The 25,317-nt window shown below is 70.6% G+C and carries 22 protein-coding genes; 7 read left to right on the top strand and 15 right to left on the bottom strand.

From position 1 onward, the window contains the following. Nucleotides 1–81 precede the first annotated feature (81 nt). From AB0J58_RS23610 to AB0J58_RS23600, 3 genes are all read left to right on the top strand, one after another. Nucleotides 82–939, top strand: a complete 858-nt coding sequence (locus AB0J58_RS23610) for a leucine-rich repeat domain-containing protein (RefSeq protein ID WP_364218763.1) — start codon at nt 82–84, stop codon at nt 937–939. A gap of 149 nt (nt 940–1,088) precedes the next feature. Then, nucleotides 1,089–1,712, top strand: coding sequence for a hypothetical protein (locus AB0J58_RS23605; RefSeq protein ID WP_364218761.1), 624 nt, complete (start codon nt 1,089–1,091; stop codon nt 1,710–1,712). Nucleotides 1,713–1,883: 171 nt separating this feature from the next. Beyond that, nucleotides 1,884–2,771 carry an aminoglycoside phosphotransferase family protein gene (locus tag AB0J58_RS23600; protein ID WP_364218759.1) on the top strand — a complete coding sequence of 296 codons (888 nt, stop codon included), beginning with the start codon at nt 1,884–1,886 and terminating at the stop codon, nt 2,769–2,771. A gap of 172 nt (nt 2,772–2,943) precedes the next feature. Here AB0J58_RS23600 and gdhA read toward each other — a convergent pair whose 3' ends face one another. Further along, nucleotides 2,944–4,287: an NADP-specific glutamate dehydrogenase gene (gene gdhA, locus AB0J58_RS23595; RefSeq protein WP_364218757.1), complete on the bottom strand. Its 1,344-nt coding sequence runs from the start codon at nt 4,285–4,287 to the stop codon at nt 2,944–2,946. Between the two features lie 197 nt (nt 4,288–4,484). Between gdhA and AB0J58_RS23590 the strand changes: the two genes are divergently transcribed. After that, on the top strand, nt 4,485–5,189 hold the full coding sequence (locus AB0J58_RS23590) for a hypothetical protein (protein ID WP_364218755.1): 705 nt from the start codon (nt 4,485–4,487) through the stop codon (nt 5,187–5,189). Here the strand turns inward: AB0J58_RS23590 and AB0J58_RS23585 are convergent. From AB0J58_RS23585 to AB0J58_RS23570, 4 genes are all read right to left on the bottom strand, one after another. After that, nucleotides 5,129–5,791, bottom strand: coding sequence for a response regulator transcription factor (locus AB0J58_RS23585; RefSeq protein ID WP_364218753.1), 663 nt, complete (start codon nt 5,789–5,791; stop codon nt 5,129–5,131). The genes AB0J58_RS23590 and AB0J58_RS23585 overlap by 61 nt on opposite strands. 78 nt (nt 5,792–5,869) lie before the next feature. Continuing rightward, nucleotides 5,870–7,051, bottom strand: a complete 1,182-nt coding sequence (locus AB0J58_RS23580; protein WP_364218751.1) for a histidine kinase — start codon at nt 7,049–7,051, stop codon at nt 5,870–5,872. An 87-nt stretch (nt 7,052–7,138) separates the two neighbouring features. Then, on the bottom strand, nt 7,139–8,686 hold the full coding sequence (locus AB0J58_RS23575) for a serine/threonine-protein kinase (RefSeq protein WP_364218749.1): 1,548 nt from the start codon (nt 8,684–8,686) through the stop codon (nt 7,139–7,141). Continuing rightward, nucleotides 8,686–10,263, bottom strand: coding sequence for a hypothetical protein (locus AB0J58_RS23570; RefSeq protein WP_364218747.1), 1,578 nt, complete (start codon nt 10,261–10,263; stop codon nt 8,686–8,688). Before AB0J58_RS23570 ends, AB0J58_RS23575 begins: the two co-directional genes overlap by 1 nt. 642 nt (nt 10,264–10,905) lie before the next feature. Between AB0J58_RS23570 and AB0J58_RS23565 the strand changes: the two genes are divergently transcribed. Beyond that, a complete protein-coding gene (locus AB0J58_RS23565) occupies nt 10,906–12,990 on the top strand; it encodes a hydantoinase/oxoprolinase family protein (protein ID WP_364218745.1) in 2,085 nt (694 codons plus the stop codon). Continuing rightward, nucleotides 12,987–14,768: a hydantoinase B/oxoprolinase family protein gene (locus AB0J58_RS23560; protein WP_364218743.1), complete on the top strand. Its 1,782-nt coding sequence runs from the start codon at nt 12,987–12,989 to the stop codon at nt 14,766–14,768. The genes AB0J58_RS23565 and AB0J58_RS23560 overlap by 4 nt, the downstream gene beginning before the upstream one ends. On the opposite strand, the gene AB0J58_RS23555 is transcribed toward AB0J58_RS23560, so the two are convergent. The 10 genes from AB0J58_RS23555 to AB0J58_RS23510 all read right to left on the bottom strand — a co-directional run bounded on the left by AB0J58_RS23555 (nt 14,749) and on the right by AB0J58_RS23510 (nt 24,196). Then, entirely contained in the window at nt 14,749–15,375 is a 627-nt protein-coding gene (locus AB0J58_RS23555) for a Uma2 family endonuclease (RefSeq protein ID WP_364218741.1), read from the bottom strand. The genes AB0J58_RS23560 and AB0J58_RS23555 overlap by 20 nt on opposite strands. A 26-nt stretch (nt 15,376–15,401) precedes the next feature. After that, nucleotides 15,402–16,049, bottom strand: coding sequence for an adenosylcobinamide amidohydrolase (locus tag AB0J58_RS23550; protein WP_364218829.1), 648 nt, complete (start codon nt 16,047–16,049; stop codon nt 15,402–15,404). Nucleotides 16,050–16,225: 176 nt separating this feature from the next. Next, nucleotides 16,226–16,999, bottom strand: a complete 774-nt coding sequence (locus tag AB0J58_RS23545) for an ABC transporter ATP-binding protein (protein WP_364218739.1) — start codon at nt 16,997–16,999, stop codon at nt 16,226–16,228. A 67-nt stretch (nt 17,000–17,066) separates the two neighbouring features. Beyond that, nucleotides 17,067–18,068 (bottom strand): iron ABC transporter permease, encoded by a 1,002-nt coding sequence (locus tag AB0J58_RS23540; protein ID WP_364218827.1) that lies wholly within the window; start codon nt 18,066–18,068, stop codon nt 17,067–17,069. A 72-nt stretch (nt 18,069–18,140) separates the two neighbouring features. Beyond that, nucleotides 18,141–19,094, bottom strand: coding sequence for an ABC transporter substrate-binding protein (locus AB0J58_RS23535; protein WP_364218737.1), 954 nt, complete (start codon nt 19,092–19,094; stop codon nt 18,141–18,143). 424 nt (nt 19,095–19,518) lie between these two features. Then, nucleotides 19,519–20,373 (bottom strand): Gfo/Idh/MocA family oxidoreductase, encoded by an 855-nt coding sequence (locus AB0J58_RS23530; RefSeq protein ID WP_343964031.1) that lies wholly within the window; start codon nt 20,371–20,373, stop codon nt 19,519–19,521. Further along, a complete protein-coding gene (locus AB0J58_RS23525; RefSeq protein ID WP_364218735.1) occupies nt 20,370–21,182 on the bottom strand; it encodes an SDR family oxidoreductase in 813 nt (270 codons plus the stop codon). Before AB0J58_RS23525 ends, AB0J58_RS23530 begins: the two co-directional genes overlap by 4 nt. Beyond that, nucleotides 21,176–22,378 (bottom strand): cytochrome P450, encoded by a 1,203-nt coding sequence (locus tag AB0J58_RS23520; RefSeq protein ID WP_364218733.1) that lies wholly within the window; start codon nt 22,376–22,378, stop codon nt 21,176–21,178. The genes AB0J58_RS23525 and AB0J58_RS23520 overlap by 7 nt, the downstream gene beginning before the upstream one ends. Beyond that, a complete protein-coding gene (locus tag AB0J58_RS23515; protein ID WP_364218732.1) occupies nt 22,365–23,381 on the bottom strand; it encodes a phosphotriesterase-related protein in 1,017 nt (338 codons plus the stop codon). The genes AB0J58_RS23520 and AB0J58_RS23515 overlap by 14 nt, the downstream gene beginning before the upstream one ends. Before the next feature lie 35 nt (nt 23,382–23,416). Beyond that, nucleotides 23,417–24,196, bottom strand: a complete 780-nt coding sequence (locus AB0J58_RS23510; RefSeq protein WP_364218731.1) for a phytanoyl-CoA dioxygenase family protein — start codon at nt 24,194–24,196, stop codon at nt 23,417–23,419. 119 nt (nt 24,197–24,315) lie between these two features. Between AB0J58_RS23510 and AB0J58_RS23505 the strand changes: the two genes are divergently transcribed. Next, nucleotides 24,316–25,230 (top strand): TIGR03621 family F420-dependent LLM class oxidoreductase, encoded by a 915-nt coding sequence (locus AB0J58_RS23505; RefSeq protein WP_364218729.1) that lies wholly within the window; start codon nt 24,316–24,318, stop codon nt 25,228–25,230. Nucleotides 25,231–25,317: the final 87 nt, after the last annotated feature.

Raw genomic sequence — 25,317 nt, 5'->3', positions numbered from 1 at the left:
CCAGTAGCAGCGCCTAGCGTGATCGTCGGCCTCCGGTACCGACCGGGCCGTTCGGGGCCGACGCTCTCGGAAAGGGGAGTCATGACCGGCGACAAGAAGCTGCCAAGGACCGCCGTACTACGGATCAACAAGTGCCTGCGGAACGAGTCGGACACGCTCGACCTGAGTCACGTACCGCTGGAAACGGTGCCCGAGCAGCTACGTGAGCTGACCGGGTTGCGCGAGCTCCGCCTGCACCTCACCGGGATCCCCGAGCCGCTGGGCGACCTCACCACCCTCACCCACCTCCGCCTGGACGGCAAGCTGACCGGCCTTCCCGGCTGGCTGGGCGACCTCACCACCCTCACCGAACTCCGCCTGGACGGCAACCGGCTGATCGAGATCCCCGACTGGCTGGGCAACCTCACCGCCCTCACCCATCTCCAGCTGAGCAAAAACCGGCTGACCCGCCTCCCCGATTCGATCGGCGACCTCACCGCCCTCACCAGGCTCTATGCGTGGAACAACCAGCTGACCGGCCTTCCCGACTCGCTGGGCAACCTCACCGCCCTCAATGACCTCGGGCTGGACGACAACCGGCTGACCAAGATCCCCGACTCGCTGGGCAACCTCACCGCCCTCACGCGCCTCACCTTGCGGACCAACCGGCTGACCGAGGCCCCCGAGTGCCTGGGCAACCTCAGCGCCCTCTACCTGCTCGCCCTGAGCGCCAACGAGCTGACCAGCCTTCCCGACTCGCTGGGCAACCTCACCGGCCTCAAATACCTCTACCTGCGGCACAACCGGCTGACCGACCTTCCCGAATGGCTGGGCGACCTCACCGCCCTCGAGCAGCTCGACGTGAGTGGCCACCGCCCGCCGCCGACAGTCCCGGACTCCCTGCGCCGTCTCGCCCGGACCTCATCACGCTGGCGCCGGTTCCTGGCAACCCTCAACTAATGACGAGCCTCTCGAACACGCCCTCACCCCGTCCCACAAGACGCCCCGAAGGGCTACTAGGATCACATAACGTATCGAAGCCACCACAAAGGGTAGAAACGGGAGAAAAGGTGCGAATCGCGACACCGTGAAGTTCTCCGGGGGGGAAAATGCTTGCACGGAGTACCCGATCCCTTGCCGTCCCGGCAGCGGTACTGCTGGCCGTGGCCCTGGTGGGCGGCTGCGGCGGTGACAGGCCGACCGCCCTGAAGCCCGAAGCCGCGGTGGCCACGACCGCGCCGCCCGCCGCCGCCGTCCCGCCCGCCGCCGAAGGCGCCCCGCAGGGCGCGGAGGCCGACCAGGAGTACCCCTCGGACGACTGCCCGGCCACCGGCAACACCAAGAGGTTCGCCAAGACCCGCTTCGCGCTGCACGCGGGCCTCGCGCTGGGAGCCTTCTACCGCTACATCTACAGACCACTGCGGAGCGGGGGCTTCAAGGAAGGGGCGGAGAAGCGGAAGCGGACCTTCGCGAAGGCGGCCGTGGCCGGTCTCTTCACCGTTCACGAACTGAAGGTCGCCAAGCGCTTCGCCCTGGCCAACCCGACGTTGTGCAAGGGCGTCACGGCGGTCACCGCCAGCTTCAGCAACCTGACCTCCAAGCTGAAGAACGGCACCGCCACCGAGGCCGACCTCAACGCCACCAAGAACTCCTTCACCGGCCTGCAGCAGAAGGCGACCCAGAACGGCTACGGCTTCCAGGAGAAGAACGTCACCGTCCCCGGCGCGAGCTGAGCGCACTCCCGACGTCACGGGTGACAGCGGAGGAGCCGGTCCGGCGATTCGCACGCCGGGCGGCCAGGGCCACCCGGCGTTGCCGCGGGAACCTCGTCGGTTCGTGTCGTCACGGCGCCCTGACAGGCCGGAGCCGCTCCGGCCCGGCCCGGTGATCGGTAGGGTCACGGCATGCAGAGCCACGACCACGCCCAGGCCGCCCGCGACGCGGTGGCCGCGCACCTGCCCGGCTACCGCGTCGACACCGTCACGCCGCTCGGCGAGGGTCAGGACAACCTCGCGTACGAGGTCAACGACGAGTTGATCGTACGCTTCAGCAAGGAGGCCGATCCCGTACGGCGCGCCATGCTCGTGGACCGTGAGGCCCGCCTCCTGACCACCGTCGCGCGTTTCTCACCGGTGCCCGTCCCCGAACCGAGGTTCACCGTCGCGGAGCAGGGCTGCCTGGCCTACTCCAAGCTCCCGGGCCTGCCACTGCTCGACCTGCCTCCAGCGGAGCGGTCGGCCTGCGGTCCGTCGGTCGCCGCCACGCTCGGCGGCCTGCTCTCCGCGGTACACGCGGTTCCGGTCGATCGGCTGGCCGGCCTGGTCGAGGTGGACAACCCACCTTTGTCCGAATGGCTGGACGAGGCGAGGGAGATCTACTCGGCGATCGCCGGGGAGATTCCCACGGCCCGGCACCGGGCGGTGAAGACGTTCCTGGAGACCTCTCCCCCGGACGGTGACCATGTCCCGGTCTTCTCGCACAACGACCTGGGGATCGAGCACGTGCTCGTCGACCCAGCCACGGGTGCGGTGACCGGCGTCATCGACTGGAGCGACGCCGCGATCGTCGACCCGGCCTACGACTTCGGCCTGCTGTACCGCGACCTTGGCCCGGTCGCCCTGGACGCCGCCCTCGGCGGCTACCGGTCCGGCGACCTCACCGCCCTACGCGAGCGCGCCCTCTTCTACGGCGGATGCAGCCTCGTGGAGGACCTGGCCTACGGCCTCGAAACCGGCCAGAACTCTTACGTCAGCAAATCCCTCACCGCGCTGGAGTGGTTCTTCCCCGTGTAGAGCCCCTGCCGGGGCTCCAGCGATCAGAGTGCGGTTCCGCTGGAGAACGTCCACTCAGGACGCCGCCGGCATCCCGGTGTGCGGGGAGCGGGCTCAGCGTCCGGGGCCACGACGGAAGGTGTGCCGGTGACCGACGCCTTTGGCGGTCACGGCAGACGACTCAGGTCAGGGCTCAGATCAGGCCGAGGGAGAGCATCGCGTCGGCGACGCGCTTGAAGCCGTCGATGTTGGCGCCGGCCGCGTAGTTGCCCGGCATGCCGTACTCGTCGGCGGTCTTCAGGCAGCGGCCGTGGATGTCCTTCATGATCTCCTGAAGGCGGCGCTCGGAGAACTCGAAGGTCCACGAGTCGCGGCTGGCGTTCTGCTGCATCTCCAGCGCGCTGGTGGCCACGCCGCCCGCGTTGGCGGCCTTGCCCGGCCCGAAGGCGACGCCCGCCTCCTGGAAGATCCGGATGCCCTCGGGCGTGGTGGGCATGTTGGCGCCCTCGCCGATCGCGATGCACCCGCCGCGTACCAGAGCCTCGGCGTCCTTGCCGGTGATCTCGTTCTGGGTGGCGGACGGCATCGCCACCTCGCACGGCAGCTCCCAGATGCTCCGCCCCGCCACGAAGGACACCTCGCCGCCGCGACGCTTGGCGTAGGCGTCCATCCGGAGGTGCTCGACCTGCTTGATCTGCTTGAGCAGGTCCAGGTCGATGCCCTTGTTGTCGACGACGTACCCCGAGGAGTCGGAGCAGGCGATCACCGTGCCGCCGAGCTGCTGCACCTTCTCGATCGTGTAGACGGCGACGTTGCCCGAGCCGGACACGACGACGCGCTTGCCGTCGAAGGAGGTGCCGCGTGCCTTCAGCATCTCGTCGACGAAGAACGCGCAGCCGTACCCGGTCGCCTCGGTGCGGACCTGGGCGCCGCCGTAACTGAGCCCCTTGCCGGTGATCACCGCGGACTCGTACCGGTTGGTGATGCGCTTGTACTGGCCGAACAGGTAGCCGACCTCGCGCTGGCCGACGCCGATGTCCCCGGCGGGGACGTCGGTGTACTCACCGATGTGCCGGTAGAGCTCGGTCATGAAGCTCTGGCAGAAGCGCATGATCTCGCGCTGGGAGCGGCCCTTGGGGTCGAAGTCCGAGCCCCCCTTGCCTCCGCCGATCGGCAGGCCGGTCAGCCCGTTCTTGAAGATCTGCTCGAAGCCGAGAAACTTGACGATGCCCAGGTACACCGAGGGGTGAAAACGCAGTCCACCCTTGTAGGGCCCGAGCGCGCTGTTGAACTCGACCCGGAAGCCACGGTTGATGTGGACCTCACCCTGGTCGTCCTCCCACGGCACCCGGAAGATGATCTGTCGCTCCGGCTCGCAGATCCGCTCAATGATCTTGGATTCGGCATACTCGGGATGCTTGCCGAGGACCGGTCCGATGCTCTCCAACACCTCGCGAACGGCCTGGTGGAACTCGATCTCACCCGGGTTGCGGCGCAGGACACTGTCGTAGATCGAGTCCAGTTTTTCGTGCAACATCACTTATCTTTCTGATCGCCAGCCCACACACTGTGGTCTAGACCTTATGAGACGCACTTCTCACACCTTTCACCGGCCCATGGTGAGAACTTCTTACCCCGTGAGAGGGACCCCGGATCAGCCCGGCGACGGACGACCCGGCGGGTGCCCGCCGCCTACCTTCCTGAACTAAGCGGCCCCCCACAGGAAGAAAGACCATGTTCAAGGATTCAGCCGACTTCCGGCGCGTCACATCAGGCCTACTGCTGATCGTCGCCCCGCTGCTCCAGGCCGTCGCTGTCATCCTCGACCCCGGCACCTGGGGCGACGAGCGCGAAGCGGTCAGTTTCGCGGAAAATCCCGCCCTCGCCCAGGTCCAGTCGGTGATGTATCACTGGGCCTACCTGCTGATGGCCCTCGCGGTCTTCGGCCTGCTGCACGTGATGCGCCGCCGCGCGGTGGTCTTCGGCCACATCGTCGGCTCGCTCACCATCCTCGGCTACATCAGCCTGTCGGGCCTGCTCATGACCGACCCGGTGGAGTGGTGGCTCGGGCAGCGGAACACCCCTGAGCAGGCGCAGCGGATCCTCGAGGAGATGCTGAACCTGCCCGGCGTCGTCTTCGGGTTCCAGATGCCCTGGCTGTTCTTCGCCATCTTCGGCCTGCCCGTCCTGCTGATCGGCGTCTGGCGGGCGGGATTCGCACACTGGTGGGTGCCACTCGTCGCCGGCGTCGGCTACCTCGCCTCGATGGTGGTCCCGTACGGTCCGGTGACCGTTCCGATGTGGGCCGCCCCCGCGGTCGCGCTGGGCTGGCTCGGCGTCAAAATGATCCGGATGAGCCGCGAGGAGTGGATCTCCTACTACCCGACCGTCGCTCCCGGCCGCACCACGCCCGACTCGTACGCGAACACCACCGCCTGAGCGCGGTCCCGCAGATGGAGCTTCATCAACACCCGTGCCACATGGGTCTTGACCGTGGCCTCACCGACAAAGAGCTTCCCCGCGATCTCAGAGTTGGTCAGGCCACGGGCCAGGGAGCGCAACACCTCCAGCTCACGCGGGGTGAGGTCGGCCAGCTGCGGCGGGGGCGCGGGATCATGACGGCCCGCGAAGGAGGCGATGACCCGGGTGGTGACGGCCGGGTCGAGCAGGGCGTCCCCGGCGATGACGACACGGATGGCGTCCACCAGTTGCTCGGGCGGCGAGACCTTGAGCAGGAACCCGCTGGTCCCCGCGCGGAGCGCGGTGTAGAGGTTCTCGTCGGTGTCAAAGGTGGTCAGCATGATGATCTTCGGCGATTCCGGCTGTCCCAGGAGCTGCTTGGCGGCGGTGAGGCCGTCCATACGGGGCATCGAGATGTCCATCAGCACGATGTCGGGCTTGGTGCGGCGGACCACGGCGATGGCCTCGACCCCGTCGGGGGCCTCACCGACCACCTCCATGTCGGGCTCACTCTCCACGACGAGTTTCAACCCGGCGCGGACCATCGCCTGGTCGTCGGCGATCACGATACGGATGCTCACTTCTTCTCCTTCTTGCCAGGCGGATCGGCGCCTGGTTCATGGTTCGGTCGGTCAACCGGCTCATACGGCCGGTTCCACTCATGTGATCGGCTCACCGGCCGACACCTCCAGCGAGGTCGGTAGGGACGCGTGGACGCGGAAGCCGCCTTCTGGACGCGGGCCGGCTTCGAAGGTGCCGCCGAAGAGCGCGACGCGCTCACGCATGCCGACGAGGCCGTTGCCCGTCGACAGCGCGGAGAACGTCTCGCCGTTCCCACTCCCGTTCGTGACCTCCACCTCCACGGAGTCCCGGTGGTAGGAGAGCATGATCCGGATCTCGGACTCTCCGGCGTGCTTGACCGCGTTGGTGAGGGCCTCCTGGGCGATGCGGTAGACCGACAGATCCAGCCCGGATGCCAGCCTCACCACCTCCCCCCGTACGTCGAGGGTGACCCGCAGCCCGGAGGAGACGAGCGAGTCCACGGTTCCGGACAGCAGGTCCAGGCCGGGCTGCGGGATGCCCTCGTTCAGGGGCATCCGCAGCGCACCGAGCATGACGCGCAGTTCCTCGACCGCCTCGCGCCCCATCCGTTCGATGCCCAGCAGTGTCTCGTCGTCTCCGCCTCGCGAGCGGCGGAGCGCCCCGGCCCGCATGACCATCATGCTGACGCTGTGGGCGACCACGTCGTGCAGTTCGCGGGCGATGCGCGCTCTCTCCCGCGCGACGGCCTCGGCGGCCTCGCGTTCCCTGCCACGTTCCAGGTGAACGGCCTGCTCGGCCAGGCGGTGCACCCGAGCGACATAGGCGTGCAGGGCGAGGCCGGTGAGGTAGGTGGCGCCGAAGAGGACGGCCAGGAAGACGACCTCCGCCAAGGGGAGCCGGCGGTGGTCGACGGCACCGGAGGCGAACACCAGGATGCCGGTGACGGCCCAGGCGAGCCCGGGTCTGAAGGGGAGCTCGGCACCGACGGTGTGGAAGACGATCAGCAGGGAGGCGAGCTGCCAGGTCTGACAGTGTTCGTACCCCTGCCGGTACCAGGCGTACTGAGCGATGATCATCAGGATGAACACGGCGACCGGCGACCGGCGCCGGAACCACACGAGCACGCCGGTGACGAGCGCCTGGCCGACCCACCACAGCTCGGTCGTCTCGGTCACGCCGTACTCGGGGGCGACGGTGAACGCCTCCAGCGTGCCGAGGGCGACGATCGCGACGCCGATCAGCAAGTCGGGCTTCGGCACCGCGCGCAGGTGCCGAAAAGGGGAGAGGAGAACCGCCATGCGGGGAGACTAAAGCTTGATGACCGTCTTGCCCATAGGACAAAACACCCGGACAAGTCGATCACAAGTGGGACGCAAGTCAACGGTTCAGAACATTGGGAATGAAACACTCCGCACGAACTGATTGGCGGTCGCGTTGTCGCACCTGCCGGGCGCGCAGAAATAGATCATGAGGGCCGGCTCGTCCGGCCGCTCGACGACCCAGCCGGTGAATTCGAGCTGGCCGCCGCGCTGCGGGTCGGCGATCGTCCCCTGCAGCCGGATGGCCGGCTGCCCGCCCACGCTCACCTGGACGACTTGGGAGAAGACGCTGACCGTGCCTGGAAGCGAGGACTGCATCGTCTCCTGCAGCTGTTTGGCACTGCTGCGCGGGTCGAGGGTGTCGAGCGTCTGCGCGTAGAGACCGGCCGCGTCCTGGGGGTCGTCCTTGATGATCTCGTTCACGGTCGCCCAGTCGGCGGTGACGGGCGTGGCGAACAGCGCCCGGAACTGCTCCACTCTCGGCGAGGCCACCACGAACACGTCGGCGTGCGGTTGGAGGGTCCAGGCGCCGGGATGCTGGAAGGCGACCGGCACCGCGGCCGACCCCTGGTACGCCACCCAGGTGTCGCCACCGCGCAGGAACGTCGCGAGCATCGCCACCAGCGCGACGATCGCCGTGATCGCCACCGCCGCGCCGATGAGGATGCCCTTCCCACCGGATCTGGGCCTGCTCGGCTCCGATCGCCCCGTGGGCACCGTCGGTGCGGCGGGGCGAGCCTGGGTGAGCTGGTACGGCTGGCCGGCACCGCTGATCGCGTCACGCAGTTCGGCGACGAACTGGCCACAGGTCTCGTAGCGCTGCTCGGGCGACTTGGCCAGGGCCCGCATCATGACGCCGTCGACCTCGAGCGGCAGCTCGGGGCGGAGCGTGGTGAGCGGGGTGGGGGTCTCGGCGAGGTGTGCCCAGAGCAGGGCGATCTCGTTGTCGCGCTGGAAGGGCAACCTCCCGGCCAGCGCCTCGTAGACCACGCAGGCCAGGCCGTACTGGTCGCAGCGGCCGTCGATGTGCTCCTTGTTGATCTGCTCGGGCGACATGTAGCGGGGGGTGCCGATGAACTGGTTGGTCTGGGTCAGTCCGGAGATCGAGGTGCGGTGCTTGGTGATGCCGAAGTCGGTGAGGTAGGCGTGGTCGCCCTCGGTGTGGGCGGCGATCAGGATGTTGGCCGGCTTGACATCGCGGTGAACCAGGTCGTGGGCGTGCGCGGTGTCGAGCGCGGCGGCCACCTGGGCGAAGGTCCGGTTGACCTGGCTGACCGGCATCGGGCCCCGGTCGTAGAAGAGCTTGCGCAGGTCGGGGCCGTTGACGTAGCGCATCGCGATGTAGAGGGTGCCGTCGTCGGCGGTGTCGGCCTCGTAGATCGGGATGATGTTGGGGTGGTCGATGCTCGCGACGGTGCGCGACTCCAGCACGAAGCGCTGACGGAACCGCTCGTCCTCACCGAGGAGCGGGTTGAGGATCTTCAGTGCCACCCGGCGGTTGAGCCTGGGGTCGACCGCGAGGTAGACCACGGCCATGCCGCCCTTGCCGATGATGTCCTCGATCTGGTAGCCGGCCACCTCCCGGCCGATCAGCGCCCTGTCGTTGGCTGACATCACGTCTTGGCCGGCTGGCCGCAGTAGCCGCAGAAGCTGTGGGCGGGCCCCAGCCGCATCCCGCAGCCCGTGCAGTACTTCTGCACCGTCGTCTCGGCGGGTCTGGGGTCCGGAGCGGTGTTGGAGCCCGGATCGCGCGCCACCAGCACCGGCTGGCCGGGCGAGGTCGAAGAGATCTTGGGCAGTGCGGGGAAGGAGCGGCCGACCACGATCGTTGAGTCGACCTGCTCGTCGAAGACCGATCTCGCCTGCACGGGCGGCGGGTTCACGCTGGGAGGCGGGATGGGGGGCAGGGTGTCGGCGGGCGGGCTCGGCTCCGGCGCCGGTTCGTGGTCGGAGAGCCTGCGGCGCCAGAGCAGGATCGCGGTGGCCAGCACCACCAGCACCAGCAGGCCGCCGCCGACCAGGAACGGCCACAGTGGCGCGCCGCCGGACGCGTCGGTGGAGGCCGCCGTCTTCTTGGTGCCCTCGTCCTCCGCGGTGCCGCGCTTGGCCTGGGCCGTCTTGAGGTGCGCGGCGGCCACGGTGTGGCCCGGGTAGAGGTCCAGCACCCGTTGGAAGGCGGGGACCGCGTCACCGTAGTAGTGGGTGTGGAAGCGGGTCAGCGCCTGCTCGAAGGCGGCGTCGATCGGGCCGCGGGCGGGCGCGACGTCCGCCTCGGCCAGGGCCTTGGTGACCTCCCTGACACCGATCATCCGGGCGTCCTTGCCGCCGCCGAGCAGCAGGCCGACGACCTCGCCCTTCTTGTCCTCGATCACCGGGCCGCCGAGCAGCCCCCTGTCGACCAGGGCGCCCAGTTTCTCCGGCTCGTTGACCTTGTTCTCCGGGTCCTTGAACTGCCGGCCGCCCTCACCGGCGCCACCCGCCCGCAGGTGGGCGATGTCGACGGTCTCCGGCAGGTTCGCGGCCGGTCGCCCGGTGAACCCGGCGATCGCCACCGGCGAGCCCTCCTTGGCGGGCACCTCGGCGGCGAGCGGGGCGGTGGGCAGGCCCGCGCTCCCGTCGGCGCGGCCGACGGGCCTCAGCACCGCCGGGCTGTCGGGCTTGTCGCCGACGCGGACGATCTCGGCCTTGAACCCCTCCTTGTCGGCGGGGGTGATGTTGGGGAAGACCCTGATCTCTGTGGTGACGTCGATGATGCAGGTGGCGGTGGGCTGCTTGGGCGGGTAGCACTCCTGCAGGTGGTGGTCGAGCAGGTCGTCCTTGAGCTTGTGCCGCTCGAAGTCCGCGGGGACCTTGAGCTTGTGGTGCTCGGCGAAGATCTTGTTGGCGGCGTAGATCCGGACGTCCCTGTCGTTCTTGACCACCCGGGTGAGGGTGACCATGCCCCCGTCGGGGTTGATCACCGTGCCGGTGCCGCTGCCGATCGGCACCTCGTAGGAACGCTCCACGTGGACCAGCTCGCCGATGTGGTCAAGGAGCGTGATGTCCACGCGCGCCGTGGTCTCGATCCTGGCCACCGCGGGGGTCACCAGGTCGGTGATCCCGCTGGGGTGCTCGTGAGCCAGGGCGGGCGCCACCCCGGCGACCGCCAACAGGAGGCCTCCGAACACCGCCGCCGAACCGAACCGCCGCATCGCCACTCCCTACAGGGGATAGGACAAGGGTCGCAAACCAGAGTGAATAAGTGAACCATTCAGGCCCGAGGGCTTGGCTTTCTTTCCGCCGTTGCCCGCACCTGGTCACGAAACGGATGTCTCCGCCCCGTCCTCACCATCACCACCCCGGCGCCGACCATGCCTTTCACCATGTCCACCCCCCGTCGCGGACAGTTACGCAAAGTCTAATCCCGACCGGGCCCCGGCGCGACAATGTATACCGCGAGGGGACCGGCTCCCTCGTCTCGCCCAACGGCCCGCGGTCACCCAAATCCAGCGGGATGAAAACCCCATATTTCTCGATATTTCCATCTAATAAGCAATAAAAGGGATAAAGCTCTCATTGCTCCCCGTCCGCCCGAGGAGGCTCCTCCGGTACGCGGGTGGAGGGCCCACGAAGCGATTGGAGGGCCCACGAATTCGAAAACGCGAGAGGAGCGGAGGGCGAGGGCCACCGGGACACGGGCGAGCCGATCGCCCGGACGCGGCCCCGGCACCCCCATGGACAAGCGCTTGCTAGGGAAATAGCCTGCCCTTCGTGGGCGGGCGGGCGCGGAACCCGCCCCCGCGTCGCGACGGGCCACCTGCCCGGAGCGCCGGACGATCAGACGGGGAGAGCCGTTGAGCCACTCGATCGGGGTCGACGTCGGAGGGACGTTCACGGACGTGGTGCTCCGCGGGCCGGATGGCGGGATCAGCGTCGCCAAGTGCCTGAGCACCCACGACGACCCGGCCGACGGCATCGTCACGGGCATCGTCGCCGCGCTCGGCCGCAGGGACCCCTCCCTGGTGACCAGGGTCGTGCACGCGACCACGCTGGCCACCAACGCCGTGCTCGAACGCAGAGGCGTCCGCGTCGCCTATGTCACGACCAGGGGTTTCCGCTCGGCGATCCCCCTGGGCCGCTACGCGCGGGTCGAGGAGGACCGCTACGACCTCCGCTTCGACCCTCCCGCGCCGCCGGTCGCCGCCGGTGACTGTTTCGAGGTGCCCGAGCGGGTGAACCACCGGGGCGAGGTGCTCGAACCGCTCGACGAGGCGGCCGTGACCCGCGTCGGCGAGGAGATCGCGCGGCGGGGCGTCACCGCGGCCGCCGTCTGCCTGCTGCACTCGTACGCGAACCCCTCGCACGAACGGCGGGTCGCCGAGATCCTCCGGCGCGTCGTGCCGACCGTGGTGATCTCCTCGGAGGTCTGGCCGGAACTGCGCGAGTACGAGCGGGCGACCACCACGATCATGTCCGCCTACGTCGGGCCCGTCATGGCGGGATACCTGCGGCGGCTGACCGCTCGGCTGGCCGGCATCGGAATCACCGCGCCGGTGCACGTCATGGACTCGGGCGGCGGCGTGATGTCCGCCGAACTGGCGGCCCGGCGGGCCGTGGCCACCATCGAGTCCGGGCCCGCGGCCGGGGTGCTGGCCGCCGCCGCGTCCGGCCATCCGGACGTCGTCTCCTTCGACATGGGCGGGACCACCGCCAAGACCTGCGTGATCAGGAACGGCGAGCCGGAGATCACCCACGAGTTCCACGTGGGCGGCAAGGGCAGCTTCGGCGGGCGCAGGGCCGGGACCGGGGTGCCGGTCAAGATCCCGGCGATCGACCTGGCGGAGGTGGGGGCCGGAGGGGGCAGCATCGCGTGGGTGGACCCGGCCGGCACCCTGCGGGCAGGCCCGCGCTCGGCCGGTTCGGAACCCGGCCCGGCCTGCTACGGCCTGGGCGGCGACGAGCCGACGGTGACGGACGCCAACCTGGTGCTCGGCTACCTCGACGCCGCCTCGTTCGCCGCCGGGACGATGTCGCTCTCCCTCGACCTCGCGGAGAAGGCGGTCGACCGCCGCCTCGCCGGCCCGCTCGGGGTCTCCCGCGCCGAGGCGGCGCACGCCGTCCACGAGATCGCCAACGCCTCGATGGGATCGGCGGTCCACGTGGTGACGGTGCAGCGGGGCATCGATCCCCGAGGGTTCGTCATGGTCGCCTTCGGCGGCGCGGGCCCGATGCACGCGGCCAGGGTCGCCTCCCGCTTCGGCATCTCCACGGTGGTCGTTCCCGCGCACTGCGGGGTCGGCTCCGCGGCCGGCCTGCTGGCCGGCGACCTGTCCACCGACCGCGTCCTGTCCGCCCCGGGTGCCGACCCGGTGCGGGTCTTCGCCATCCTGGCCGAGACCGCCGCCGCCGACCTGAACGTGCCCCTCGGCTCCCCCGGCGTCTCGGTCACCCGCTCAGCCGACGTCCGCTTCACCGGACAGGCCCACGACCTGACCGTGCGATGGAGCGACTCCCCCACCGAACTGGCCGACCGCTTCTTCGCGAGATACCGGCAGGTGTACGGCATCGAGCAGCGGGGCCCCATCGAGGTCGTCGGCTACCGCGTCCGCGTCACCCAGACCGCCCGGCACTCCCCGGTCGGCAGCGCGCCCGCGCCTCCCCCTTCCCGCGCCGTGCCCGGAGCCCGGGAACCGGGTGGGCCCCCGAAGCGCCCGGAGGCCCACGATGCCTCCGGCACCGCCGAGGTGCGGCGGGCCGCGTACTTTCCCGAGCTCGGCGGATACGTACAGGTGCCGGTGCTCACCAGGGCGGCCCTGCGCGAGGCGGCGGGACCGGCGATCGTCGAGGACGCCGAGGCGACGATCGTGGTGCCACCGGGCTGGACGGCCAGGCTCGCGGACGACATGTCGGTAATCCTCACCGAGGGCGGAACACCATGACGCAGGAACCCCCGACGGCGCACCGGCGGCCGGCACGAGGGGTCCTCACCGGGGATCCCCCCGAAGGGGCGAGTCGGTCGACGGCGGAGACGCTGACCGCGGAGGTGCTGCGGAACGCGCTGGTGGTGGCGGCCGAGGAGGCGAGCATCGTGGTGGTGCGCTCGGCCTACTCGACGTTCATCGTCGAGGGGTCCGACGCCTCGGCGGCGATCCTCGACGCGGGCGGGCGCCTGGTCGCGCAGTCGATGGCGACCACGCTCATGAACAGCATGGCGCTGAAGGTCGCGCTGCCCGAACTGCTGAAGGACATCCCGGCCGCCGGGATGCGGCCCGGTGACGTGTTCGTGCTCAACGACGCCTACCGGGGCGGGGTGCACACCAACGACCTGCTCGTCTACCGGCCGGTCTTTGTCGCCGGCGAGCCCGCCTACTTCACCGCGACGATGATCCACGTCTCGGACCTCGGCGGCCTGTCCGCGGGCGGCATGGCCCCGCTCGCCACCGACATCTTCCTTGAGGGCCTGCAACTCCCCCCGGTCCTGCTGGCCACCTCGCGCGGCGTGGAACCGGCGATCGAGGCGATCCTGCGGGCCAACAGCCGTACCCCCGACAAGGTCATGGGTGATGTGCGCGCGCTCGTCGCGGGCACCGCGGTCGCCGCGGCCAGGATCGAGGCGCTGGTCGGCGAGTACGGCCCGGCCGGGCTCGCCCGGGGGATCGACGACTATCTCGACCACACCGAGACGCTGACCCGCGCGGCCCTTCTCGCCCTGCCCGCCGGGCGCTACGAGGCGTCCTACCCGATCGACGACGACGGCATCGACCTCACCACCTCGCACACCGTCAGGGTCGCGGTCACCCTGACCCCCGGTGCGGGAGCCGTGCTCGACTTCGACGGCACCGACCCCCAGGTCCCCGCGGCGATCAACTCCTCCTCGTCACAGTCGCTGGCCGCCGCCGTGTTCGCGATGCGCTGCTTCCTGGACCCGTCCATCGCGATGAACGACGGCTGCCTGCGGGCGATCGAGGTGCGACTGCCACCCGGATCGCTGCTCAACGCGCGCTCCCCCTACCCGTGCGGTGGCCGGTTCGTGCCCATCTACGCGGCGATGGAGGCCGTCTTCCAGGCGCTGTCGGACGCGATGCCCGAACGTGCCATCGCGGCGAGCGGCATCCTGCAGCCCTTCTCCATCGCGGCCGTCGGGGCGCCGTACTGGATCCACCTGTCGTACGACTTCGGCGGGGTCGGCGCCCGGCAGGGCAAGGACGGCCCGGACGCGACCGGCGTGCACTTCGGCATCGGCCGCAACTCGGTACCCCAGGTCGAGCCGGTCGAGACCCGCTGCCCGCTCGTCGTGGAGTCGGTGGAGACCGTTCCCGACTCCGGTGGCCCCGGCAGGCACCGGGGCGGCCTCGGCTCCCGCACGGTGATCCGCTTTCTGGCCGACGCCCACGTCACCACCCGGGGCGACCGGCTGCGCAACGCCCCGCCCGGGCGCTCCGGTGGCCTGCCCGGCCGGCTCGGCGGCTTCTACCTGCGGCGCGCGGACGGCTCGCTGGAACGCCTCGCCTCCAAGGTGAACAACGTCCGGCTCGGCGCGGGCGAGGCGTTCGTGATCGAGACGACCGGCGGCGGCGGCATCGGCTCCCCGTACGAGCGGCCCGTCGCGGAGGTCCTCGCCGACCTCGACACCGGCCGCGTCACCCCGCACGGCGCCCTCGCCGACTACGGGGTCACCCTTCACCCCGACGGCAGGGCTACCCGCGTGGCCGGGTGAGCGCGGCGGGGTCGAAGGAGACCTCGAACGGCGCGAGCAGGTTCGCGACCTCGCCCGCCTCGTATCTTTCTGCGGGTTTGTACTCGTCCCCGGCGAGTTCGTGGACGTGGACGGACGGGCCTTCGGACAACTCGATCCGCCAGTAGGCGGGAATGCCCGCAGCGGCGTAGGCGGCCCTCTTGAGGTGACGGTCTCGCGACTGGGTGCTCGGGCTGACCAACTCGACGGCCAAGAGGATGTCGCGTGGCGCGAACATCAGCCCTCTCTCATCGACGGTCTCCGTCGGCACCACAACAAGGTCAGGGATGAAGAAGTCACGACTACCCACCCGGAGGTTTACCTCCTGCAGCGGCTGGAAATCTGGCGGCGCAGCGTCTTCGAGAATGCGCGCGAGACGCAGACTTGCGTACTGATGCAGGGGGACAGGGGAAGGACTCACCAGCAGGCTCCCGTTGAAGAGCTCGTAGCGGTTCCCGTCGTCGGGGAACTTGAGCAGGTCGTCGACAGTGAACGGCGGCTCTCCTTGGAGAACCGTCCGCCTGGCCGCCGGCTCCTTCGTCGCCATCGTGGTCACCTGCTCAGTATCGGGAGTCTCGCCCTCGCTCACATGCTACTTCCCACAACTCCATTACTTTAAGTGGTCAACACATCACGGTTTGCCCACTGCTGGGCGCCCTGGCGGACGGCGGTGTGGACGGCGCGGGCGACGCGGGCGCCCCAGGTGGAACGGGGGCCGCCGAAGAGTTCCTCCGGGCCGTGTTCCGGAACCGCCACGCAGACGGCGTCGGAGGCGGTCCCGGTGCCGGGGAAACCGACCTCCAGCAGGGCCTGGGTCTTGGCCTCGGTCACCGTCATGACCGCGTTGACCAGGGCGGCGTCGCTCATCGCGATCGGTACGGCGACGACGATGTTGATGGTTCCCGGCAGGTACATGGGGGCCAGTTCTGGATCCGGGACGCCCTCGGGGGCGGCTGCCCAGGTGGGTACGCGCAGGCCGACGGTCGCCATGACCTCCACTCCCCCGTCGGCGGCCCGGGTGAAGTGGTCGACGGAGGCGGCGGTGAGCATGCCGACCCCCGGGCCCGGCGGAGCGAGCTCCAGCAGGTGCTCCACCGGGTCCATCCGCGAGTATCCACCGACCACCTGCGCGTTGAGCGCCCAGGCGGCCGGGCCGATGCCGCCGCCGACCATGGCCGAGGAGATCGCCCGCCACCCGGGGCCGAACTCCCAGAGCAGCGAGGCCAGCCGGGCGCCGTCCTCCTCGCGGTGACTCAGCCTCAGGGAGACCCCGTCCGGACCTCGGAGCCGATCGAATGCGTCCGTCTGAACCTCGGACCCGCTCGGCGCCCCTTCGGACGAACCTGGCACCCGCTCAGGAACACCCGGAGGAAACTCGGACCCGCGCGGAAACCCTTCGGACGAACCTCCCCACTCGGGAGGGCTCGGATGAGACCCGGTCAAGGACGCTCCAGGTGGACCTCGGGCCTGCCGCCGGGGCCGGTGGCGACGCGGACGCGGGCCTCGAAGTGCTCGCCGATCAGCTCTCCGGTCAGTACTTCGGCCGGGGTGCCGGAGGCCGCCATCCGGCCGCCCGAGAGCAACATCATCGAGTCAGCGTACTGGCCGGCCAGGCTCAAATCATGCAATGTCGTGACAACAGTGAGTCCGTCGGCCAGCCGGAGCCGGTCCACGAGCTCCAGCACCTGCTGCTGATGTCCCAGGTCGAGGGCGGTGGTGGGCTCGTCGAGCAGGAGCACCGGGGCCTGCTGGGTCAGGGCCCTGGCGAGCACCACGCGCTGGCGCTCGCCTCCGGACAGACGGCCGAGCCGCCGGGTGGCGAGGTGCGACAGGTCCAGCCGCTCCAGCACCGACGCGGTCACCTCGCGGTCGCGGCGGCCCTCGCGGCCCAGGTAGGGGATGTACGGGGTACGCCCGAGCAGGGCGTAGTCGAACACCGTCATGTCGACCGGCAGCGCCGGGGACTGCGGGGCGTAGGCCAGCAGCCTGGCCCGGTCCCTGGGCCGCAGCCGTCTGACCGGCACGTCGTCGACGAGCACCTCGCCCGCACAGGGCAGCACCCCAGCCAGGGCGCGCAGCAGCGTGGACTTGCCCGCGCCGTTGGCGCCGATGACGGCCAGCCAGCCGCCGTCATCGACGTCGAGCCCGACGCCGGACAGCACGGTCCGCCGGTCCAGCACCACCGACAGGTCACTCACCGCGAGGCGGCTCACCGGATCTCCCCTCCGCGCGGCGCACGGGCCACGGTCGCGTGCGCCCCGTACGGACGGACCTGGACGCTCATGTCTCCACCCGGCGGGTCATGCGCAGTACGGCCACGAAGAACGGCGCGCCGAAGAAGGCGGTCACCACCCCGATGGGCAGCTCGGCGGGGGCGAGCACGGTCCTGGCGATGAGGTCGGCGAGGACCAGGAAGGCGGCACCGCCGATCAGCGAGATCGGCAGCACGACCCGGTACGAGGAGCCGGTCAGGCGGCGGACCACGTGCGGCACGACGATGCCGACGAAGCCGATCAGCCCGCTGACCGCCACGGCCGCCGCGGTGGCCAGGGAGGCCGCGAACAGCACGACGAGGCGGACCCTGGCGGCGTTCAGGCCGAGGGTGACCGCCTCGTCGTCACCGACCGAGAGCACGTCGAGCAGCCTGCCGTGCAGCAGCATGACCGTCACCGAGACGACCGCGTACGGGGCCACCAGCGTGACCTGACCCCAGCCGCCGCCGACGTTGCCGAGGATCCAGGCGTAGATGCGCTGGAGCTCCTCCACCCTGAGCTGCTGCAGGAACGTCTGGACGGCGGTGAGGAAGGAGGTGACCGCCACGCCCGCGAGGACCAGCGTGGCGGTGCCGCCGCCCCGGCCCGCCGCGTTGCCCAGCGCGTAGGCGAGCAGGACGCCGCCGACGGCGCCGACGAAGGCCGCGGCGGGGATGCCGATCGCCTCGCCGTCGCCCTTGCTGAGAACGATCGCCGCCGTGGTCGCCAGACCGGCGCCCGCGGCGGCTCCCAGCAGGTAGGGGTCGGCCAGCGGGTTGCGGAAGACCCCCTGGTAGCCGGCTCCCGCGACGGCCAGCAGACCGCCGACGATCGCGGCGAGCAGGACCCTGGGCAGCCGTATCTCGGCCAGGAGGCTCAGTTCGACCGGGGCCAGCCCGGAGTCGGCCGAGACGAACGGCAACCAGTCGAGCAGTTGGATCAGTACGCTGCGCGGCGCGATGTCCGCGGCACCGACCAGCAGCCCGGCGAGCATGCTCGCCAGCAGCAGGGCCACGGCCGCGGCCGTCACCGCCGGGCTGAGCCGGGCAGCCTGCCCGGCCGTGCCGCCGGGGACGCCGGAGGAGCGGGGGAGATCTGTCAACTAGCTGGCCGCGGCCTTCTGAACGACCTCGCCGACCTGCTGGGCGAGGTCCACGACCCGCGGTCCCCAGCGGGAGGCGATGTCGTCGTCGAGAAGGATGACCCGGTCGTTCTTGATGGCCGACAGCTTGGACCAGCCCGGACGCTTGGCGAGGGTGTCCTTCGACTGGCCGCAGCACTTGGTGTCGGCCAGGAAGATCAGGTCGGGGTCGGCCTGCGCGACGAACTCGGCGGAGAGCTTGGGGTAGCCGCCCGCCGCGTCGGGGGCCTTGTCGGCGATGTTGGTCAGGCCGAACAGCCCGTAGATCTGGCCGATGAAGGTGGCGGAGGTCGCCGCGTAGGGGGTGACGTCCAGCTCGTGGTAGTAGGTGAGCTTCGCGTCCTTCGGCGCGGCGGCGGCGAGCTCGTCGATCTGCTTCTTCATCCGCTCGGCGAGTTCGGTGGCCCGCTCGCCGTTGCCGGTGGCGGCGCCGAGGTCGATGATCTGGTCGTAGGCCTCGTCGAGCTTGGCGGCGGCGGGCTCCAGCAGCACCGGTACGCCGACCTTGCCCAGCGCGGCGACGATGCCGTCGATGTCGTCGGAGAGCACGACCAGGTCGGGCTTCTGGGCGATGATCGCCTCGACGTTCGGCTTGAAACCGGACAGGTCGCTCTTCGGCGCCTCGGCGGGGTGGTTGGACTGGTCGTCCACCGCGACGACCTGTGCTCCGGCGCCGATCGCGAACAGGCTCTCGGTGGCGGTGGGCGCGAGCGAGACGATCCGCTCGGGCCTGCTCTCGATGGTGACGGAGCCGTTGCCCGCCTCGACGGTGACCGGGAAGCCCGCCGCCGAAGGAGTCGCGGCGGCACTTGCGGAGGTGGTGGAAGGCGAGGTCGCGGGGGATGTCTGGCCGCATCCGGCGAGGGTCAGCGTGGCGAGCAGGGCGCCGGCGAGGGCGCTGCGTACGGGCCTCAAGGGAGGTCCTTTCAGTTACCGGAACCGAGGGACCCAGGCAAGGACGGGTCACCCTTTTCCACGAGGGTCGGCGTCGACGACGCGGCGGAGGCGACCTGGCTCGACCCACGAGGGGCCATGACAGTTGCGGGACAGCGCCGGACTCACACCGGACTTCGCTCACACCACGCGTTGGACAAACGCTATCAACTCCCCCGAACAGCCTCTATGCCGAGGCTTCGGACAGACCGCTCTGTGGCTCCCCGGGTAGGCCGCGCCAAGGACCGCTCTCCAGGTACAACGCCACCGGCGAGCCGTCCCGCGACAGGCCGCGCTCCGGCCGGACCGCCCGCCAGACCCCCGGCCCGCTCTTCGAAAGAGCCGCTCTCCGTCCCCCTGGCAGGCCGCGCTCGTCCGGCGGGCCGTCGTTCGGCGGGGGCGCCTCTCAGCCGAGCTGCTCCTCGGCGGCGGCGATGATCTCCTGCAGGCGCAGGCCGTGCGCGGCGTCCAGGGGGTGGCCGCCACCGCGCCGCACGGTCCGCTCGAACTCCATGAGCATGAGGGAGAAGACGTCGGAGCCCAGCCGGGTGTCGTCCATGCTCTCCCGGCCGAGGCGGCCGTAGATCTCGACGTCGGAGGGCGGGCTCTCGCCCGGCACGCTCATGCACAGCGACGCCTCGCTGACCGCGCCGGTCTCGTGCTCCAGCAGCAAGCCGACCCAGCCCAGTGGGTTGCCGTGGGCGCGGACCCCGACGACCCTGCCGAGCGCGGCGTCCAACATGTCGATCATGTGCGGGCCGACGTCGAGGATCGCGCCGCGCTCCAGCCGCCAGGAGGTGGCGAAGTCCCCGCCGAGCATCGCCCCCGAGATGTTGGCCGCCCGGCCGCCGAACGGCTCGATGGCCGTGACCCTGGCCAGGAAGGCCCGGGTGGCGGGCGAGTAACGCCAGGTGAGGACCATCTGTGAGGCCACGCCCGCCTCGGCGACCGCCTCGGCCAGCCGCCGCGCGCCGTCCAGGTCGGCGGCGAGCGGTTTCTCCAGCAGCAGTGCCTTGCCCGCCTTGGCGGCGAGCACGCCGAGCTCCGCCTGGACGGCGGGCGGCACCGAGAACGCGACCGCCTCGCAGTTGTCGAACAGTTCCTCGATCCGCTCGAAGACGGGAGCGCCGAATCTGGCCGCTGCCTCGGGGCGACGAGCCCACACGCCCGCCAGACGTGTGTTCGGACCAGCCGCCAGCATCGGCGCGTGCACCATCTCGGCCCACGGCCCGGCACCTACCAGACCCACAGATAACGTCACGGATCCAGTTTCGCACGCTCCCAGGCCCTGATCGCGTGCTCCGGACGGTGCGCCGTCGTCCCGCTGTCGACCACGATCGTCTGGCCGGTCACGCACCGCGCCTCGTCCGAGGCGAGGAACGCGACCAGCGCCGCCACGTCGTCCGGCTCCGCCGCCCAGGGCAGCAGGCGTTCGGCGGCCTTCTCCGCCAGCCGCCGCGGGGACATCGCCCCGCGCGCCGCGTCGGTCATGACGAGGCCGGGGGCGACCGCGTTGCAGCGGATGCCGCGCGAGCCGTACATGGTGGCGACGTAGCGGGTGAATCCGGTCAGGGCCGCCTTGGACGTCCCGTAGGCCGCGTGGTCGGCGTCGCCCACCAGCCCGGACACCGACGAGGTCAGCACGATCGCGCCGCCGTCGCGCATCGCGGGGACCGCGTGCTTGACCATGAGCATCGCCCCTCGCAGGTTGACGGCCATGGTGCGGTCCCAGATCCCGACGTCCAGGTCGAGCAGGTCCTGGTCGCGGCCGTAGACGTCGCGGTCCAGGCAGGCGGCGTTGGAGTGCAGCACGTCCAGCCCGCCGAACGAGCCGGTCAGCTGCGCCACGGCCGCCTTCACCTCCGCCTCGTTCGACACGTCGCAGTGGAGCGCGCACGCCGTACCGCCGCGGGCCCTGATCGCCGAGGCCACCGAGCGCGCGCCCGCGGCCCACAGGTCGGCGACCCCGACGCAGGCGCCCTCGGCGGCCAGCCGGCGCGCGGTCGCCGCGCCGATTCCCGAGGCGGCACCGGTGACCAGCGCCACCCGGCCGTCGAAGCGCGTCACCATTCCACGTTCAGCGCGGTCAGACCCCGCCCGACCAGCGACGTGCGGTAGGTGACGGGCGGTCCGCCCGATGCCAGGCGGAGCCCCGGGAGGCGGCGGCCCAGCACCTTCAGCGCGGTACGGAGCTGCAGGCGGCCGAGCGCGGCCCCCACGCAGAAATGGATGCCGTAGCCGAGCGTCATGTGCGCGTCGGCGTTGCCGCGGTCGATCCGGAACTCGTCCGGCTCGTCGAAGACGCGCTCGTCGTGGGCCGCGGAGTCGGTGGAGAGCAGGCAGAGCGAGCCCTTCGGGATGGTCACGCCGTGCATCTCCACATCGACGGTGGCATACCGGAAGGAGCCGAGGCTGGCGCCGTCGATGCGCATGCACTCCTCCACCGCGTTCTGCACCAGCGCGGGCGGCACCGGCCAGATCCCCTCGCGCAGCAGCCTGAACACGCTGTTGCCGAGCTGGTTGGGTACCGTGTCGTTGCCGCCGAGCAGGATCGTGGAGATCAGCTCGACGACCTCGCGGTGCGACAGCTCGGTGCCGATCAGCGAGGTCATCAGCGAGACGAAGTCGTCGCGCGGCTCTGCGGCGCGGGAGGCGACCAGCTTGTCGACGTAGTCGAGGTAGGTCAGGAAGCTCGCCGCCAGCACCAGCTGGCGCTCGGGCGGCTGCGGCGACAGGAAGAGCTGGAACCAGTCCTTCACGTGCTCCTTGACGAAGGCCTCGTCCTCCTCGGGGACGCCGATGAAGCGGGCGGTGAGCTTGACCGAGGGCACGTGCGCGATCTCCGCGACCAGGTCTCCCCCGCCGCTCGGGATCACCCGGTCGAGCACCTCCTCGTTCAGGTCGCGGAAGCGCTGTTCCATCGCGGCGACGGCGCGCGGGGTGAAGGCGCGCGAGACCGAGCGGCGCAGCCGGGTGTGGGTGGGCGGGTCGACGTTGGCCACGAAGCTGGACAGGAACGAGCCGTGCTCGCCCAGCATCCGCCTGGTCTCGCCGGCGAGGCTGCGGGAGATCGTCAGCGAGCCCTCGGAGGAGAAGCGCCCGGGGTCGCCGTAGGCGGCGCGCACGTCCTCGTGCCGGCTGATGACGTAGGCGCCCAGGTGCTCGCTGTGGAACACCGGGCGCTCGTCGCGGAGCCTGCGCAGGAAGTCGTAGGGCGCGGCGACGTGCCAGGCCGCGCTGACGTCGAAGTCCTCAGCGGTGATCATGACCTGCCTCTCGGTACGGCTCGCGCCGGGCGAGGATCTGGCGGGGGTTGGCGATGAGCATCAGGTCGATCTGCTCGGAGGTGACGCCCCGCCTGCGGAGCTCGGGCAGTACGTCCCTGGAGATGTGGAGCAGGTGGTAGTTGGGGTGGCGTCGCCGTACGACGTCGGCGTCGAAGCGGTCGTTGAAGCAGTAGGAGTCGTGGGAGAGGACCATCCGGTCCGCGTGGCCGCGCGCGGCGAGTTCGGCGACGATCGCCACCCGGTCCTCGAACGAGCTGATCGTCTCGATGCCGAACCTGTCCATGCCCAGGTAGGAGCCGTTCGCGATGAGTTCTTCCAGGTAGGTGACGTCCGTCGCGTCTCCGGCATGCCCGATGACGACCCTGGAGAGGTCCACGCCCAGCCGGGACAGCAGCTTCTGCTGCTCCAGGCCGCCGCCCGAGGCACTGTGCGAGTGGGTGGAGATCGGCACCCCGGTCTCCAGGTGCGCCTCGGCGACCGCGCGGAAGACCCGCTCGCAGTTGGCGGTCATGCCGAGGTGGTCGGTGGCGCACTTGAGGACGCCGGCCTTCACCCCGGTACGGCCGATCCCCTCGGTGATGTCCCTGACGAAGAACTCGGCCAGCCGGTCGGCGCCGCCGAACAGCGAGCCCGGCCCGCGGTTGCCGAAGTAGGGCGGCAGCGCGTCGTAGGTGTAGAGACCGGTGGCGACCACGATGTTGACCTCGGTCAGCTCGGCCACCCGCTGCACCGCGGGCACGTAGCGGCCCAGGCCGACCACGGTCAGGTCGACCACCGTGTCGATGCCGTGCCGTTTCAGGTCGTTCAGCTTGGCCGCGGCCTCTTGGGCGCGCGCTTCGAGGTCCCAGCCCTCGGGAATGTCCGGCCAGTTCCACAGGATCTCCGGGCTGAGCCCGAAGATGTGCTCGTGCATGAGCGTCGCGCCCGGGTCCCCGATGGGGCCGGTGATCGTCTCGACGCTCGGGACGGGGCTGTCACTCATGTCCGCTCACCACTCCTCGCTCGTCGCCGTCCCGTTCACGCGTGCGCGACGACCGGGAACCTCGGGTGTTCGAACGGCTGGTTGACGACCAGCCCCAGACCGTCGGTCTGCCCGTACGGCGTGCCGGTGTAGAGCGCGTCCGCGTCGAAGTAGGTGACCGTGAACGACAGCCTGGCACCGTCCCTGCGGTTGGCGGCCGCCCCGTGGACGGTCAGCGCGTGGTGCACGGTCGCGTCCCCGGCCGAGAGGTCCAGCGGCGGGGAGGTCTCCAGTTCCTTCAGCCACGGATGCTGGCTGAACTGGTCGTCGCCGTCCCTGGCGAAGGAGCGGCCCAGCAGGCCGTACCGGTGGGAACCGGACAGGAACCGGAGCGAGCCCATGTCGGCGGGCACGTCGACCAGGGCCAGCCAGACGGTGAGCATGGCCGAGCGGTCCATCGGCATCCACGGGAAGTCCTGGTGGAACTCGGTGGCGCCGTGCCCGCCGTCCGGCTCCTTGATCAGCAGGTTGGTCACCTGGATCCGTACCCCGGCCACCCCGTGCAGCAGCCGGGTGGCGGCGCGGCCGAGGGCCGGGGCGAAGGCCAGGTCCCGGAAGTGCTCGTCGGTCTCGGCGATGTCCCTGGACTGGCCGAACGCCTGGTCGACCTTGGAGGCGACCACCCGCGAGCGCTCGGCGAGGTGTTCCCGGGCACGGTCGCGGAGCAGGGCCACGTAGCCGCCTTCGACCAGGCGTGGCAGCCTTACCCAGCCGTTGTCCGCGAAGAAGGCGACCTCGTCGTCGGTCACCTCGCGGACCAGGTTGTCGTCAGCCATTGGCTCAGTGTCGAACCTCCCGCCCGCTAAAGCAAGCGCTTGGTAACAACAGTCGCCTTTCCGTGCCCGGGCGGCACCTCTATGCTTAGCAAGCGCTTGGTTGAAAAAAGGGGATGCCGATGGATCGCCCGTTCCGGTTCGCCGCCGTGATCCGCGAGGCCGGTTCGGCCAGGGCCTGGGCCGAGGCGGCACGCCGCCTTGAGGACTCGGGCTTCGACGTGCTGCTCGTCCCCGACCATCTGGTCGGTCCCCGCTTCGCGCCGGTCGCGGCGATGACCGCGGCGGCGTGCGCCACCAGCCGCCTGCGGGTCGGCACGCTGGTGTTCGCCAACGACTTCCGCCACCCCGCGGTGCTCGCCAAGGAGGCCGCCACCGTCGACCTGCTCTCCGAGGGCCGGCTGGAGCTGGGCCTCGGCACCGGCTGGATGGCCGCCGACTACGCCGGCGCCGGGCTGGCGTTCGAGCCGCCGGGGGTCAGGGTGGACCGGCTGGCCGAGGCGATCACCGTGCTCAAGGGTCTGTGGGCGGACGGCCCCTTCACCTTCCACGGCAGGCACTACCGGATCACCGCCCTGGACCAGACCCCCAAGCCCCCGAGCCGCCCCCACCCTCGGCTGTTGCTCGGCGGCGGCGGCCCGCGCATGCTCGGGCTGGCCGCCCGCGAGGCCGACGTGATCAACCTCGGCATGCGGGTACGCGCCGACGGCACCGGCCCCGACGGCGGGGACGGCGGTCTGGACGCCTTCCTCGCCAAGATCGACCTGGTACGGCGGGCCGCGGCCGGCCGCTACGACCGGATCGAGCTCGGCACCAGCGTGCAGCAGCTCGGCGTCCGCAAGCGGGACGAGCCGTGGAGCGCCGCCGACTCCTCCCGGCAGGACGAGACGCCACAGGTGCTGCTCGGCACCCGCCAGGACGTCGTCGACAAGCTCCGCCACTGGCGCGACACCCACGACCTGTCCTATTTCGTGCTCCACCACGAGCGCGACCTGGACGCCTTCATCCCGGTCGCCGAGGAGCTCGCGGGCCACTGACCCGTGGCGGGGGGGGGGGCCCCCCCCCCCCCCGGGGGGGGGGCGGGGGCGGCGGGCCGGGTGGGGGGGGGGGGGGCTGGAGATTGG

Origin of the sequence: Streptosporangium sp. NPDC049644 (genome assembly GCF_040675205.1) — a bacterium.
In the GTDB taxonomy this organism is placed as follows: Bacteria; Actinomycetota; Actinomycetes; order Streptosporangiales; family Streptosporangiaceae; genus Streptosporangium; species Streptosporangium fukuiense.
This window is presented reverse-complemented; position numbering and strand designations above follow the sequence as displayed.